Origin of the sequence: Gemmatimonas sp., from assembly GCF_027531815.1 — a bacterium.
In the GTDB taxonomy this organism is placed as follows: domain Bacteria; phylum Gemmatimonadota; class Gemmatimonadetes; order Gemmatimonadales; family Gemmatimonadaceae; genus Gemmatimonas.
Genome location: NZ_JAPZSK010000007.1, coordinates 58018 through 71716, shown reverse-complemented (window position 1 = coordinate 71716; position 13699 = coordinate 58018). Strand labels below are relative to the sequence as shown.

13 protein-coding genes and 1 riboswitch are annotated in these 13699 nt (G+C 65.9%); all 13 genes read right to left on the bottom strand.

Annotation, left to right across the window (positions count from 1 at the left end; genetic code table 11):
* Positions 1–21: 21 nt before the first annotated feature.
* Positions 22–318 (bottom strand): 30S ribosomal protein S19, encoded by a 297-nt coding sequence (rpsS, locus tag O9271_RS11050; RefSeq protein ID WP_291263163.1) that lies wholly within the window; start codon positions 316–318, stop codon positions 22–24.
* A 24-nt stretch (positions 319–342) separates the two neighbouring features.
* A complete protein-coding gene (gene rplB, locus O9271_RS11045) occupies positions 343–1173 on the bottom strand; it encodes a 50S ribosomal protein L2 (RefSeq protein ID WP_298269478.1) in 831 nt (276 codons plus the stop codon).
* 5 nt (positions 1174–1178) lie between these two features.
* Positions 1179–1463, bottom strand: coding sequence for a 50S ribosomal protein L23 (locus tag O9271_RS11040; protein WP_291263165.1), 285 nt, complete (start codon positions 1461–1463; stop codon positions 1179–1181).
* A gap of 3 nt (positions 1464–1466) precedes the next feature.
* Entirely contained in the window at positions 1467–2108 is a 642-nt protein-coding gene (rplD, locus tag O9271_RS11035; protein ID WP_298269475.1) for a 50S ribosomal protein L4, read from the bottom strand.
* A gap of 2 nt (positions 2109–2110) precedes the next feature.
* A complete protein-coding gene (rplC, locus tag O9271_RS11030; RefSeq protein ID WP_298269474.1) occupies positions 2111–2791 on the bottom strand; it encodes a 50S ribosomal protein L3 in 681 nt (226 codons plus the stop codon).
* A gap of 185 nt (positions 2792–2976) precedes the next feature.
* Positions 2977–3285, bottom strand: a complete 309-nt coding sequence (gene rpsJ / locus O9271_RS11025; protein WP_012682361.1) for a 30S ribosomal protein S10 — start codon at positions 3283–3285, stop codon at positions 2977–2979.
* 114 nt (positions 3286–3399) lie between these two features.
* A complete protein-coding gene (tuf, locus tag O9271_RS11020; protein ID WP_291263168.1) occupies positions 3400–4602 on the bottom strand; it encodes an elongation factor Tu in 1203 nt (400 codons plus the stop codon).
* Positions 4603–4641: 39 nt separating this feature from the next.
* Positions 4642–6762 carry an elongation factor G gene (gene fusA, locus O9271_RS11015; protein WP_291266635.1) on the bottom strand — a complete coding sequence of 707 codons (2121 nt, stop codon included), beginning with the start codon at positions 6760–6762 and terminating at the stop codon, positions 4642–4644.
* 398 nt (positions 6763–7160) lie between these two features.
* Complete coding sequence (locus tag O9271_RS11010; RefSeq protein ID WP_298269473.1) at positions 7161–7961, bottom strand: PEP-CTERM sorting domain-containing protein; 801 nt, start codon at positions 7959–7961, stop codon at positions 7161–7163.
* Between the two features lie 259 nt (positions 7962–8220).
* Positions 8221–9417 (bottom strand): UDP-N-acetylglucosamine 2-epimerase (non-hydrolyzing), encoded by a 1197-nt coding sequence (gene wecB / locus O9271_RS11005; protein ID WP_298269471.1) that lies wholly within the window; start codon positions 9415–9417, stop codon positions 8221–8223.
* Positions 9414–10958 carry a glycosyltransferase gene (locus O9271_RS11000; RefSeq protein WP_298269469.1) on the bottom strand — a complete coding sequence of 515 codons (1545 nt, stop codon included), beginning with the start codon at positions 10956–10958 and terminating at the stop codon, positions 9414–9416. Before O9271_RS11000 ends, wecB begins: the two co-directional genes overlap by 4 nt.
* Positions 10955–12271: a hypothetical protein gene (locus O9271_RS10995; RefSeq protein WP_298269467.1), complete on the bottom strand. Its 1317-nt coding sequence runs from the start codon at positions 12269–12271 to the stop codon at positions 10955–10957. The genes O9271_RS11000 and O9271_RS10995 overlap by 4 nt, the downstream gene beginning before the upstream one ends.
* A gap of 252 nt (positions 12272–12523) precedes the next feature.
* The gene (locus O9271_RS10990; protein ID WP_298269464.1) at positions 12524–13297 is read right to left on the bottom strand and encodes a hypothetical protein; all 774 of its coding nucleotides are present in this window, start codon (positions 13295–13297) and stop codon (positions 12524–12526) included.
* 69 nt (positions 13298–13366) lie between these two features.
* Positions 13367–13456, bottom strand: a riboswitch (cyclic di-GMP riboswitch).
* Positions 13457–13699 lie beyond the last annotated feature (243 nt).

Genomic DNA, 13699 nt, shown 5'->3' with positions numbered 1-13699 from the left:
CTTCATGGTCTTGGCCATGGATTACTTGCCTCCCTTGCCGGACTTCTTCGCGTCCGTCTTCTGCCCCGCGTGACCGCGGAACAGACGCGTTGGCGAAAACTCGCCCAGCTTGTGGCCCACCATGTTTTCCGTCACGTACACCGGGATGAACTTGTTCCCGTTGTGCACCGCGAACGTGTGCCCCACGAACTCCGGCAGAATCGTGCTCGCGCGCGACCAGGTCTTCACGACCTTCTTCTCGCTCTTGGCGTTCATCGCAACCACCTTCGCCTCCAGGCGCTCGCTGACGAACGGACCCTTCTTGATGCTTCTCGACATATCGGTTCTCGTCTCGCCTGGCGGTTACTGCGTGGCCCGGCCGCGCTTGCGGCCGCGCACGATGAGACGCGTCGACGCCTTCTTCTTGTTGCGCGTCTTGACGCCTTCCTTCTTGCCCCACGGGCTCACCACGTTCCGGCCGCCGCGCGTGCGGCCACCATGCGGGTGATCCACCGGGTTCATGACTTCACCACGCACCTTCGGGCGCTTGCCGAGCCAACGGCTCTTGCCTGCCTTGCCGTGCGACTGCAGCTCGTGTTCGGCGTTGCCCACTTCACCGATCGTCGCCGCGCAGTTGCCGTGCACGAGGCGCATCTCCGTGGAGGCCAGGCGCAGCGTGACGTAATCGCCTTCCTTCGCCACGACCTGGGCGAAGGTCCCGGCCGAGCGCGCCATCTGGCCGCCCTTGCCGATCTTCAGCTCGATGTTGTGCACCGACGTGCCGAGCGGCACTTCCTTCAGCGGCATCGCGTTGCCCGTGCGCACGTCGCTGCCCGGACCCGACACCACCGTATCCCCCTGCTTCAGCCCCTTCGGGTGCAGGATATACCGCTTCTCACCGTCCGCGTACTCGAGCAGCGCGATGCGCGCCGAGCGGTTCGGATCGTACTCGATGTGCGCGACGGTCGCCGGCACCCCGTGCTTGTCGCGCTTGAAATCGATGACGCGATACATGCGCTTGTGGCCGCCACCGATGCGCCGCATCGAGATGTGGCCGTGGTTGTCGCGCCCGCCCGACTTCTTGAGCGGCTCGACCAGCGACTTCTCGGGCGTGCTGCGCGTGATCTCGGCGAAATCGGAGACCGAGCGGAAGCGCGTGCCCTTCGTGACCGGCTTGAACTGACGGATACCCATTGGTCTCAGCCCTCGAAGATCGCGATGGTGTCGCCGTCACGCAGCTTCACGATCGCCTTCTTGGTGTGGGGGCGGCGACCGATCGACTGGCCGACGCGGCGCGCCTTCCCGCGCGCATTCGACGTCCACACGCCAGTGACCTTCACGCCGAACAGCTGCTCGACGGCCGCCTTGATGGCGTGCTTCGTGGCGCTCGGCGCCACTTCGAACGTGTACTCGCCGCGATCCTGGTACGCGGCCGAGGTGCGCTCCGTGACAATCGGGCGCACGATGGTACGATAGAGACTCATCGCTTAGCCCTCCGCGGAGTTGTGGGTGAGCGCGGCCGACTCGATCACGACCACATCCGACCAGAGAATGTGGTACGTGCTGGCGTCGGAGTACGGCAGAACCATCACGCGACCGAGGTTGCGGGCGCTCAGGTACACGTTCGACTTCACGCCGTCGGTGAGGAGCAGCACCTTCTTCTCGGCCACCCCGAGCGACGCGAGCAGCTGCGTCATGGCCTTGGTCTTCGGCGCGCTGAACGACAGCGCGTCAACGAGGAGTACGGCCTGCTCACGGGCGCGAGCGTTCAGCGCGCTCTTGCGAGCCAGCTGCCGCACCTGCTTCGGGACGATCTGCGTGTAGCTGCGCGGCTGCGGGCCGAACACCGTGCCACCGCCCGGCCAGTTCGGCGCGCGCGTCGAGCCCTGACGGGCGCGACCGGTGCCCTTCTGCTTCCACGGCTTCTGGTTGCCGCCGGTGACTTCCCCGCGCGTCTTGGTCTTGGCCGTGCCCTGACGCTGGTTGGCGAGGTACGCCTTCACCGCCTGGTGCATGACCGGCACGTTCACGATGCCGTCGAACGTGCCCTCGGGGAGCTGGCGCATGCCGCCCTGCTTCCCCTGCGCCGAGTACACCGGCGCCTCGAAGGTCTTGGTTTCCGTCGTCATGATCAGCCCTGCTTCCGCACGAAGACGATGCCGTTCGTCGGCCCCGCCACGCTGCCGCGCAGATAAATGAGGTTACGCTCGGCATCCACCTTCTCCACGCGGATGCTGATCGCCGTGTGCTGCTTGTTGCCGTACTGGCCGGGCATCTTCTTGCCCTTGATGACGCGCGACGGGTCGGTGCCCGCGCCAATGGAGCCGGGCTTGCGGTGCTTGGTGTTACCGTGGGTGTTCGGACCGCCACCGAAACCGTGGCGCTTCACGACACCCTGGAACCCGCGACCCTTCGACGTGCCGGTGACCTTCACCCGCTCACCGGGGGTGAAGATGTCCACCTTGATCACGTCGCCCACGCTGTACGCGGGAACGTCGCCGTTCGCCGGCGCGTCGTCGAGGCGGAAGCTCTTGAGCACGGCAGGCGCGGCCTCGAGGCCGGCCTTCTTCGCGTGGCCCAGCTCCGCCTTCGTAGCGCGATCGCCCTTGGGCGTGCGCTCACCCTTCTTGTTGGGGCGCGCCGTCCGCTGCGCGCCATATCCGAGCTCCACGGCGGCAAAGCCCGCCTCCGACGCCGTCATCACCTTCGTGACGGGGTTGGGCGTGGCCTCCACCACGGTGCAGGGCACTTGCTGCCCCTGCTCGTTGAACAGCTGGGTCATCCCCAGCTTCTTGCCGATGATGCCGATCATGAATGAACTCACTCCGTACGAGTCGCGGTGATCCCCCATGGATCACCGTTGGACTGTGGATGGTGCCGCCCTGTGCAGCACCATCAGTACGCGTCGCCGCCCCCGAAGAGGCCCTGCCGCGACGTGAACTCTCGCTGTCCTGCGTCCTGCGTCCTGCGTCCTGCATCCTGCGTCCCGCCGGTCGACTACTCGACCTTGATTTCGACGTCCACGCCCGCCGGAAGATCGAGCTTCGTCAGCGCGTCCACCGTGCCGGCCCGCGAATCGAGGATGTCGATCACGCGCTTGTGCGTCTTCAGTTCGAACTGTTCACGCGACTTCTTGTCGACGTGCGGCGAACGGAGCACCGTCCAACGCTGCGTCTTCGTGGGCAGCGGGATCGGGCCCGATACCGACGCGCCGGTCTTCTCGGCCGTGCGGACGATGTCCGCCGAAGCCTGGTCGATCACGGCGTGGTCAAATGCCTTGAGGCGAATGCGAATGCGGCCAGCCATCTGTATCTCGGTTCGGAACGAATCAGTCGCGGGTCGTGAGTTCGAGTTGCGGGTTCCGAGTCACTCAGTACTCGGAACCCGAACCCAAAACCCGGAACCGATCGGTTCGCAGTGTTAGGCGAGGATCTTGGTCACGACGCCGGCGCCGACCGTACGGCCACCCTCGCGGATGGCGAAGCGCAGCTGCTCTTCCATGGCGATCGGAATGATGAGATCGATCGTCATCGTCACGTTGTCGCCCGGCATCACCATCTCCATCCCCTCGGGGAGCTCGATGTTGCCCGTCACGTCCGTCGTGCGGAAGTAGAACTGCGGGCGGTAGCCCTTGAAGAACGGCGTATGGCGGCCACCCTCTTCCTTCGTGAGGACGTACACCTCGGCCGTGAACTTCGTGTGCGGCTTGATCGAGTTCGGCTTGGCGAGCACCATGCCGCGCTCGATGTCTTCCTTCGCGATGCCGCGGAGGAGGAGACCGACGTTGTCACCGGCCTGGCCCTCGTCGAGCAGCTTGCGGAACATTTCGACGCCCGTGACGGTCGTCTTCTTCTCGCTGTTGTAGCCCACGACCTGCACTTCTTCGCCGACCTTGATGATGCCGCGCTCGATACGACCCGTCGCCACCGTGCCACGACCCGTGATCGAGAACACGTCTTCGACCGGGAGGAGGAACGGCTTGTCGACTTCACGCACCGGCTCCGGGATGTAGCTGTCGAGCGCGTCGTACAGCTCCTGCATCTTGTCGATCCACTTCTGCTCGCCCTGGATCGCCGGGTAGGCCGCGCCACGGATCACCGGGGCATCGTCACCGTCGTAGTTGTACTTCGAGAGCAGCTCGCGCACTTCGAGCTCGACGAGGTCGAGGAGCTCTTCGTCTTCCACGAGGTCGCACTTGTTGAGGAACACCACGACCTTCGGCACGTTCACCTGGCGCGCCAGCAGGATGTGCTCACGCGTCTGCGGCATCGGGCCGTCCACCGCCGAGACCACCAGGATCGCGCCGTCCATCTGCGCGGCACCCGTGATCATGTTCTTCACGTAGTCGGCGTGACCCGGGCAGTCAACGTGCGCGTAGTGACGGTTCGCCGTCTCGTACTCGACGTGCGACGTGGCGATCGTGAGGATCTTCGTGCTGTCACGACGCCCCTGCGACTCCGACGCCTTGGCGACTTCGTCGTACGCGACGTACTTGGTGCCGTAGCCCTTGTCCGCCGAGATCTTCGTGAGCGCCGCGGTCGTGGTCGTCTTGCCGTGGTCGACGTGGCCGATCGTACCCACGTTCACGTGCGGCTTGTTCCGCTCGAACTTTGCCTTGCCCATGGTTCTGTCTGTGCTTGGGTAGTGAATGAGGGGTGAGGCTTACGCCTTCACCTTGCTGATGATCTCTTCGGCCTTCGACTTCGGCACTTCTTCGTAGTGCGAGAACTCCATCGAGTAGACCGCGCGCCCCTGCGACATGCTGCGCAGGCGCGTCGAGTAGCCGAACATCTCCGCCAGCGGCACCGTGGCCGAGATGACCTGCGCCTCACCACGCTGCGTCATGCCGCCGATCTTGCCGCGACGCGAGGAGAGGTCGCCGAGGACGTCGCCCATGTACGCTTCCGGGCTCACGACCTCGACCTTCATCACCGGCTCCAGCAGGCAGGGGCTGGCCTGACGGGCCGCCTCCTTGAACGCCATCGAGCCGGCAATCTTGAACGCCATTTCCGACGAGTCGACTTCGTGGTACGAGCCGAAGGTCAGCTGAACCTTGATGTCCACCACCGGGTAGCCGGCCAGCACACCGTTCTCCAGCGCCTCCTTGATGCCCGCTTCCACGGGGCCGATGTATTCGCGCGGAATGACACCGCCCACGATCTTGTCCTCGAACACAAAGCCCTGCCCCTGCTCGGACGGCTCCATGTTGATGACCACGTGGCCGAACTGACCCTTACCACCCGACTGACGGATGAACTTGCCTTCGATCTTCTCGACGCGCTTCTTGATCGTCTCGCGATAGGCCACCTGCGGGCGCCCCACGTTCGCGTCGACCTTGAACTCGCGCATCATGCGATCGACGATGATCTCGAGGTGCAGCTCGCCCATGCCGGCAATGATCGTCTGCCCCGTCTCGGCGTCGGAACGCACGCGGAACGTCGGATCCTCTTCGGCCAGCTTCTGCAGCGCGATGGCGAGCTTGTCCTGGTCCGCCTTCGTCTTCGGCTCGATCGCCACGTCGATCACCGGGGCCGGGAACTTCATGGCCTCGAGGATGAGCGGGTTGTCTTCCGTGCACAGCGTGTCGCCCGTGCGCGTGTCCTTGAGACCGATCGCCGCGGCAATGTCGCCAGCGCGCACCTCTTCGATCTCCTCACGCTTGTTGGCGTGCATCTGCAACAGACGACCCACGCGCTCGCGCTTGTCCTTCGTGCTGTTGTACACGTAGCTGCCCGAGTTGAGCACGCCCGAGTACACGCGGAAGAAGGTCAGCTTCCCCACAAACGGGTCGGTCGCGATCTTGAACGCCAGCGCCGCGAACGGCGCCTCGTCCTTGATCGGCGCATCGATGAACGTCTCGTCGTGATGCGGCAGGTGTCCCTGGATGGCCGGCACGTCGATCGGCGCCGGCAGATAGTCGATCACCGCGTCGAGCAGCGCCTGCACGCCCTTGTTCTTGAACGAGGCCCCACAAAGCACCGGCACGAACTCCATCGCGATCGTCGCCTGACGAATCGCGCGACGGATCTCGTCCATCGAGAGCTCCTCGCCCGCCAGATACTTCTCCATCAGCGCTTCGTCGTGCTCCACGGCCGCTTCGATGGCCTCGTGGCGCGCCGCTTCACACGCGTCCCGGAACTCGGCCGGCACATCGACCACCGAGAACGTCTTGCCCATCGTCTCGTCGTGGAAGATGTACTGCTTGCGCTCGAGCACGTCGATGTGCCCCGTGAACGTCTCACCCGAACCGACCGGCAGCTGCAGCGGGAACGCGCGCTTGCTCAGGCGGTCACGGATCATGGCGAGGCAGCGATCGAAGTTCGCGCCCACGCGATCCATCTTGTTCGAGAAGATCATGCGCGGCACGCGATAACGGTCGGCCTGACGCCACACCGTTTCGGTCTGTGGCTCAACACCGGCCACCGAATCGAGCAGCGTCACCGCGCCGTCGAGCACGCGCAGCGAACGCTCCACCTCGACGGTGAAGTCCACGTGCCCCGGCGTGTCGATGATGTTGATCCGGAACTCGGGGCCGTTCCCCTTTTCGTGCGACTGGCCGTGACGCATCCAGAAACAGGTCGTCGCGGCCGACGTGATCGTAATGCCGCGCTCCTGCTCCTGCTCCATCCAGTCCATCGTGGCGGCGCCATCGTGGACTTCACCGATCTTGTGCGACTTCCCCGTGTAGTAGAGGATGCGCTCGGTGGTCGTCGTCTTGCCGGCATCGATGTGCGCCATGATGCCGATATTGCGGTAATGCTCGAGCGGGGTCGTACGCGGCATAGTTCTCGGTCAGCGCCGCCAGAGCGACGCAGTGAGTGTACAAAGTGAACCAGCAAAAAAACGGCTGGACCAGACCTCCCATGAGGGAGCGGTATCCATCCGCTGTCGCCGGGTACGCTCGCCGCTGCTGCGCGAGTGGGGACCCTGGCGCGCCACATCCGGAGAACTGCGGACTCCAGACACGACGTTGAGTTGGCTATCCGGGAGGCGGCACCAGGCCCCGCGATCAATTCCGTCTGATCCGAGGTTCCGGAGCCGTTTCCGACAGACTTTCAACATGAACGGCTCGGTCCTGGAAGTCAACCCGGACCGAGCCGCCAAGAGTGCTGCCCCACAACCGTGTACCGCTGGGCTCCCCCGGCTCAGTGGCCGAGGCCGCGCCCCACCCGTTGGGCCGCTCAGCGGACCCGGCGACGGCGCGCCACGCCCGCCAATCCTGCCAGACCGACCGCCACCAGCGCCAGCGACGCCGGCTCCGGCACCGCCACCGCGACATTGTCGATGAAGTACGTCCGGTACGGGGTGGGATTGGCGATACCGTAGCCGAGCTGCTCGTTCACCGAATCGTACGGATCGGCAAAGGCGCCGGCATCGTAGGTGGCCGCGAAGCGGATCTCATCGATCAGCCCCGCCATACCGAACGCCTGCGTCATGCCGCCGGTCCCCAGAAAGCTGAAATCGCGGAACCACACCTGTGTGCCACTCCGCCAGCCGGTGATGTTCAGATTGGACACGTTGCCCCACCCGGCGCCCACCAGCATCGACTCGAGGGTGAACGCCGTCGACCGCTGAATCGAGGCCGTGCCGGACCCGACCGCTACCACATTCGTGGCGCTGGGGTTGTAGGCCGCATACTGCTGCTGATACCCCGTGAGCGACTCGGCCGACGAAACGCCCTGATAGAAGCCCGTCGCCGAGCTCCGACCGTTCACGAAGCAGCGCCCCTGCGTGCTCTGCCCCCCGGAGAAGAGATAGTCGCGGAGGTCGAGCGCCGCAAAACCGGTCCAGGTCGATCCCGCGTAGTTCGGCCCGATCGCCTGTCCCCCCCACTGGCAGAGGTGGGAGTTCCACTGCGTCGGGAAACTCGGGTTGGTCGGGCTGTTGTACGCCAGATCCGCAAAGGTCTGCGCACCAGCAAGGGACGCGGAACTTCCAACCAGGGCTACGGTCAGGGCGGCGCGAGCGACGGGGGAAAGCATTGTCGGTTCCGGGTAGTTGTGATCCCTGCTGCTGCCACTCTCACCAGCACAAGCCGTGCCAACGGCTCAGTGCGCCTATGGGAGCGACACGGCCTGCGCGGGGCGCAAGAGCCCCCGCACGGACAGAGGAATCAGGTTGTGTGGCACATGACACCGACATAATGCAACAGGGTGCTGCATTCATGCAACAGCGACGGGAACCGGGCCACCACCCGGATCATGGCACCAGCGCTACAGCACCAGCGCTACAGCACCAGCGCTACAACACCATCGATATCGACGGCGACTCCACCTCGTCCACCAAGGAGCTGGCGAGAATCTCCGCGATCCGCCACGACGCCCGACCATCGCCGAAGGGGTTGGGCACCGTCACCATGCGCTCGTACACCACGGGATCGCACAGAATGGCCAGCGCCTCCTTCACGATCAGATCGGGGTCTGTGCCCACCAGAATGCCCGCCCCCACCTGCACCACCTCCGGCCGCTCGGTACGGTCCCGCAGGATGAGGATGGGGCGCCCCACGCTCGGCGCTTCCTCCTGCAGGCCACCACTGTCGGACAGAATGATCGTGCTGGCGCACAGCACCTTGAGCAGGTCGGGGTAGCTCAGCGGCTCCAGCAGGTGCACGCGCTCCACCCCCACGAGTTCCTGCTCGAGGAGACCACGCACGTTTGGATTCGGATGCAACGGCAGCACAACCTGCAGGTCCGCCACCGCCGCGACGAGCCGTTTCACCGCGCGCGCAATGTCGCGCATCGACTCCCCCTGGTTCTCGCGCCGGTGGGCCGTGACCAGCGCCAGACGCCCCGGGGGAATTCGATCGATCGCTGGGTTCTCGAACGCACGCGACACGTCCATCTGCCGGACCGCATCCACGATCGTATTGCCCGTCACGAAGATGCGATGCACCGGCACTCCCTCGCGCAACAGGTTGTCGCGGCTTTCCGGCGTTGGCGCAAAGTGCCATTGGGCCGCCACCCCCACCACCCGCCGATGAAACTCCTCAGGGAACGGTTCCTGGAAGTTGAAGGAACGCAATCCGGCTTCCACGTGCCCCACGGGGATCGCGCGCCAGGTGGCCGCCATCGCGCCCGCACAGGCGCTGCTCGTATCGCCCTGCACCAGCACTGCCTGGGGCCCGCACTGCGCAAGAACCTCGTCGAGCGCGGCGATGCACCGCGCCACGAAACCGCTGGGCGACTGGTTGTCGGTCATCAACCCCAGCTCGATGTCGGGCGCCATCCCCACATCGTGAAAGGCACGGGCCAGCAGGTCGCGATGCTGTCCGGTACTCACCACGGTACACGCCACGCGGCTCTCGGCGCTCCGCAAGGCACGCACCACTGGCGCCATCTTGATGACTTCCGGACGGGTGCCCACCACCACGGCCACGCTTGGTGTGCCCGGCACGACCGGCACGCCCCGTAGTGGCGTCAACCATTGGGGGCGGCTCATGCGCCGGTACTCCTCACGATCGTCTCCACATCATCGCGCGAGACGGCCCCCTGCTTGACCAGAATGGCCCCCAGCTGACCGCCCTTCTCACGCTGTTCCTTGAGAGCGAGCACCAGCTGCTGCGTAGTGAGCTTCTTCTCCTCGATGAGCCGTTCACCCAGACGCATCTGGGCGCCCACCTGAGGCGGCAACGAATGCTCGGTCTTGTCCCAGCTCATGGGAATGCCGGCGCGGCGTGACGCGAAGTACTGATTCGCGGCGCGGAAGGTGGCCACCATGTTCACCAGGTTGGAGAACGGCGTCCGGAAGATCGCGAGCAGCGCCTGCCCGAAGCCATAGAGCTTGCCGGTGCTGATGGCGCGCTGCAGCAGGCGGTTGACCATGAAGAACAGGCCAATCCAGAAGAGCCACACGAACCAGGGCTCCTCGAGCACGGCCGGCAGCGAGCGATCGTAGAAGACCCGCACCCACTCGTAGAGCACGAAGTACAGCAGCAGCAGGTACCCCGCGAGCACCACCAGATACCCCAGCGGACCGCGGCGGTCGTGCGCGAGCAGCCAGGCCAGCCCCTTCGGCCACCCCCAGTGCTCCCATCCCTGAAACACGATGCCGGCCATCCAGCGGGTGCGCTGACGCACCGCCGTGCGAAACGTCTGCGGGAACGGCGCCCAGGTGGCAACCAGCTCCTCGCTGTTGCGGTCATGCTCCTCGAGTTGCACGTACTGGTGCAGGTACCGCGTCGGACGCCCTTGCACGGTGAGGCCAAGCCCCAGGTCGTAGTCCTCGGTGAGCGAGTTGGTCGCGAAGGGCGTTCCGTTCCGCTCTTCCATCAGCTGGTCGATGACCGACCGCCGCACGCAGGTGGCCACGCCTGCCGAGGGAACAAAGCCCCAGATCTTCTCGCGCACGAACATGTTCTTCGTGTACTGCTCGGCGAACTCGTCGATGTACGTGCCGGCCACGAAGTCGTACCAGAACGGGGGCGTACTGAGGACCGGCAACTGCACAAAGTCCACGGAGTCGCCGCGGAAGTACCAGTTCAGCAACCGCAGCTCCAGGGGATGCACGAGGTCCTCGACATCGTGGAAGACGATGAGGTCGTAGCGCAGCCCGGCGCGCTGCTCGTGCTCCACGATGGCCCGCAGCACCGTGTTCACGCAGTCGGCCTTGGAGGTGGGGCCGTCGTGGTCGGTGGTCACCTTGCGTACGTTCGGATACACCGCGCGCACCTTGTCCACCTCGCGCCGCGTATCCGGATCGTTCTGGTAGGTACCGATCCAGTAGTCGTATCGCTGGTAATCGAGACGCGGCAGGTTGTAGAGCAGCATGCGCGCAATCACGTCGTCTTCCTTCCACGCCGGCGTGACGATGGCGATGCGCCACTCGCTCACCTCCTGCAACTCGCGCAGCGTCACGACCGGGCGCTTCCACCAGCCGAAGATCGCCCCAAGCCAAAAGGTGACGTCGAAGAGCAGGTCGTCGATGGCAAAGATGAGGTACAGCGCGGCAATGGCGACCACGCCCATCTCGAGTGTCGTCATGGCCGGTCCTCCGCCCGCACGGGCCTGAGCGCACGCCACCCCCACACGGCGGTGACGCGCCACTCCTGATACTGTTGGTCGACGCCCCGGGGCGGCGCGGGCAGGAAGCGCCCCTGGATGCCTTCACCGAAGAACACAAAGTTCGGGCCGACTCGTACTGCCACACCGCCCCCGATTTCTGCGGCGCGGTTGAAGAAGTCGCCGCGGCTGTCGTATCCCAACCACCCGCGCCCGAACAGATCAAGGGCCAGCGTACCTGGGGTGCCCACGCGAATGCCTTCCCGGAGCTGCGCGTACCCGATGACGTTGCGATCAAACCGCTCGTACCAGCTCACGTCGGCCACGACATCGGTGAGCAGCGTCCACCGCGCCGTCGGCATGAGCCGCCGGTCGTCCTGGGCGATGAGATACGCACCGGTACGAATGTCCCGCCGCCACGACACCGAGTCGTCGGGAAGCAACGAGTAGGCGCCGCCGGCTTCCGCGTACAGCCACACGGGTCCATGCCACGGGCGGACACGCACACCGCCGGCCGCAATGGCGGCGTTGTCGGAAAGGACGCGCGACTGCGCGCCACTTGACCGCGAATCGCGGGTGACACGCAGCGACGTGTAGGCCGCCGGCGCCCAGGCGCTTCCGCTCTCGATCCCCTGTCTGATGAAGCCGAAGCCGATGGTGTTCTCGAAGCGCGACTGGTAGAACGGAGCGAGGTAGCCTTCGGAGAAGAGTACCGTCCCCACGTTGCCCTTCACGCGCAGCGCGCGGCGAGCGGGGTTGGCCACCCCGGTGTCGCGGCTGGCTGCGGCGGCCCGGAACGCCGTCATGGCATCACGGTTGCGCGCGGCGCCATCGTACAAGTACGCCAGGGCAAGCCGATCGCGGTCCACGAAGCCCGACGGCGTCGTCGCGATGCTCTCCAGGGCGGCAATGGCCTCGTCGGTGCGGCGCAGGTCGATCAGAACGTAGCCCAACTGCCGTCGCACGTCGGCGTTCTGCGGTGCGCGCCCTGCCCCCAGCGCGAACCAGCGTGCCGCCGACGCCTTGTTGCCCCCGGCAAGGTCGAGATAGCCCAACTCGATGTACGGGGATGGCGCAGCGCTGTCGGCATCGATGGCGCGCCGGAAGTACTCGCGGGCCGCCGCGGTGTCGCCCCGTTGCTTGGCCGCGTACGCCACATTCATGGCACTGGCATGCCGCTCGTTCCCCTGAGCACGTGCGGCGGCGGGAAGCAGCAGGCCAACCATCAGCACGAAAAGCGCGCACCAGGGCTGCGACCACAGGCGGCGCAGCGGATGACGAAGGATGAGCAGCACAGTGACGGGTGAGGGAAGCGTCGGCCGACCTCGGGCACCACTCACGTCCTGTTGGCGACCCCGAGAGCAACCGCTGGCGGAGTGAAGCTTACCGGTGGTGTGACTCTCGCGATAGACGCCGTGACGGGGCCCCCGGTCACCGGTGTGCCAGCGGAGTACCGGATGCACAACGCCACCCGTGGCGAGGCCCGGGTGGCGTGTGATCGAGACCGCTCGACGGAAAACGGCGCGGCGCCGTCGGCACGCCCCGCGCTAGAGGGCCCGCACCGCGTGCACCTTGATGGCGGCATCCTCGGCATAGATGCCGATGCGCCCCCGACGATAGGGCTTCTCGACGTCGCGGGTACGCACGATCTCCCGTCCATCCACGAACACGGCGATGCGGTCGTCGTCCTGCACGATGGTCACATCGTGCACCCTACCAATGGGAAACCGCTCGGTCGTGCCCGAGGCAAGGAAGCGCTGCCCCCCCGGGTACGATGGGTCCCGCTTGCCAAGTTCCCACCCGTTGGGCTTGGGGATGAAGTAGTAGAAGCGGGTGTCGTCTTCGTACTGCCAGATCACCCAGGCCACTTCCCAGGGGTTGGGTGCGCCGTCTCGCAGCTGCGCCATGGTTTCCACGCGCGCGTGCAGCAGCAGATGCCTGGCGTAAGTAGGGCCGAGCACCAGCGGTGCGTGCGTATGCCAGTCCTTGGCGGCGGCCTTGGGGCCCATGGCCAGCGCCCCCTGGTCGCCGTTGCCGGTGACGGTCACGCAGCCGTACCCATCGAAACGCACGGTCCACGCTCCGAACTCTTCCCCCTGGGTCAGACAGTCGGCACGGAGGCGCGGAAAGGCCACTTTGGGCAGCCGGTTGGCAGTGCGCAGCAGGCGAACGCGGCTGGCATCATCCGAGCGCGGCGGAGTGGCGAGAATCGCGTTGGCGGTCGAGGCTGCCCCTGCACCGGGCGCGAGTTCCAGTGACGCGGCGGCGGGCCGACAGGAGGCGAGCAACAGCAGGGCACCGCCAGTGGCAGACACTCCCATGCGCCGCCTGCCTCGACTCATCACCTGCCGCCACGCTCTACGCATCGTCTGCGCGCCTCCTCATGGTCGTTCGGTAGCCCAGCCGGCAATGCACGTGCAGTGCATGGAAGCCCTGAAGCTTTGCGTCCCCGACTTTCGCCGGGTTTGCCTTTTCGCGAGCACCCCGAGGGCGTGCCGCGTACTCTCAGAAAGGTGACGCGAGCACGTCGTGCGCGCAACGCCGCAGGCCGCGGCCGAAACGATCCGTCCCGCGCCGTAACGAGTGCCGGGATTGAAACACGGACGCCGTCGGAAAGCGAGTCAGGGGCGTTACGGCGGTGCCGTGGGTGTGACACGGCCCTTTGGTCGATCCGCCAACGCAAACGCCCCGGATGCGTTGGCATCCGGGGCGTGCAGACCGGT

Excerpts from the sequence above, each read along its gene's own strand:
- rplD (WP_298269475.1), bottom strand. The coding sequence starts at position 2,108 with ATGACGACGGAAACCAAGACCTTCGAGGCGCCGGTGTACTCGGCGCAG.
- tuf (WP_291263168.1), bottom strand. The coding sequence starts at position 4,602 with ATGGGCAAGGCAAAGTTCGAGCGGAACAAGCCGCACGTGAACGTGGGT.
- rpsJ (WP_012682361.1), bottom strand. The coding sequence starts at position 3,285 with ATGGCTGGCCGCATTCGCATTCGCCTCAAGGCATTTGACCACGCCGTG.
- O9271_RS11040 (WP_291263165.1), bottom strand. The coding sequence starts at position 1,463 with ATGAGTCTCTATCGTACCATCGTGCGCCCGATTGTCACGGAGCGCACC.
- O9271_RS11010 (WP_298269473.1), bottom strand. The coding sequence starts at position 7,961 with ATGCTTTCCCCCGTCGCTCGCGCCGCCCTGACCGTAGCCCTGGTTGGA.
- O9271_RS10990 (WP_298269464.1), bottom strand. The coding sequence starts at position 13,297 with ATGGGAGTGTCTGCCACTGGCGGTGCCCTGCTGTTGCTCGCCTCCTGT.
- fusA (WP_291266635.1), bottom strand. The coding sequence starts at position 6,762 with ATGCCGCGTACGACCCCGCTCGAGCATTACCGCAATATCGGCATCATG.
- rplC (WP_298269474.1), bottom strand. The coding sequence starts at position 2,791 with ATGATCGGCATCATCGGCAAGAAGCTGGGGATGACCCAGCTGTTCAAC.
- wecB (WP_298269471.1), bottom strand. The coding sequence starts at position 9,417 with ATGAGCCGCCCCCAATGGTTGACGCCACTACGGGGCGTGCCGGTCGTG.
- O9271_RS11000 (WP_298269469.1), bottom strand. The coding sequence starts at position 10,958 with ATGACGACACTCGAGATGGGCGTGGTCGCCATTGCCGCGCTGTACCTC.
- rplB (WP_298269478.1), bottom strand. The coding sequence starts at position 1,173 with ATGGGTATCCGTCAGTTCAAGCCGGTCACGAAGGGCACGCGCTTCCGC.
- rpsS (WP_291263163.1), bottom strand. The coding sequence starts at position 318 with ATGTCGAGAAGCATCAAGAAGGGTCCGTTCGTCAGCGAGCGCCTGGAG.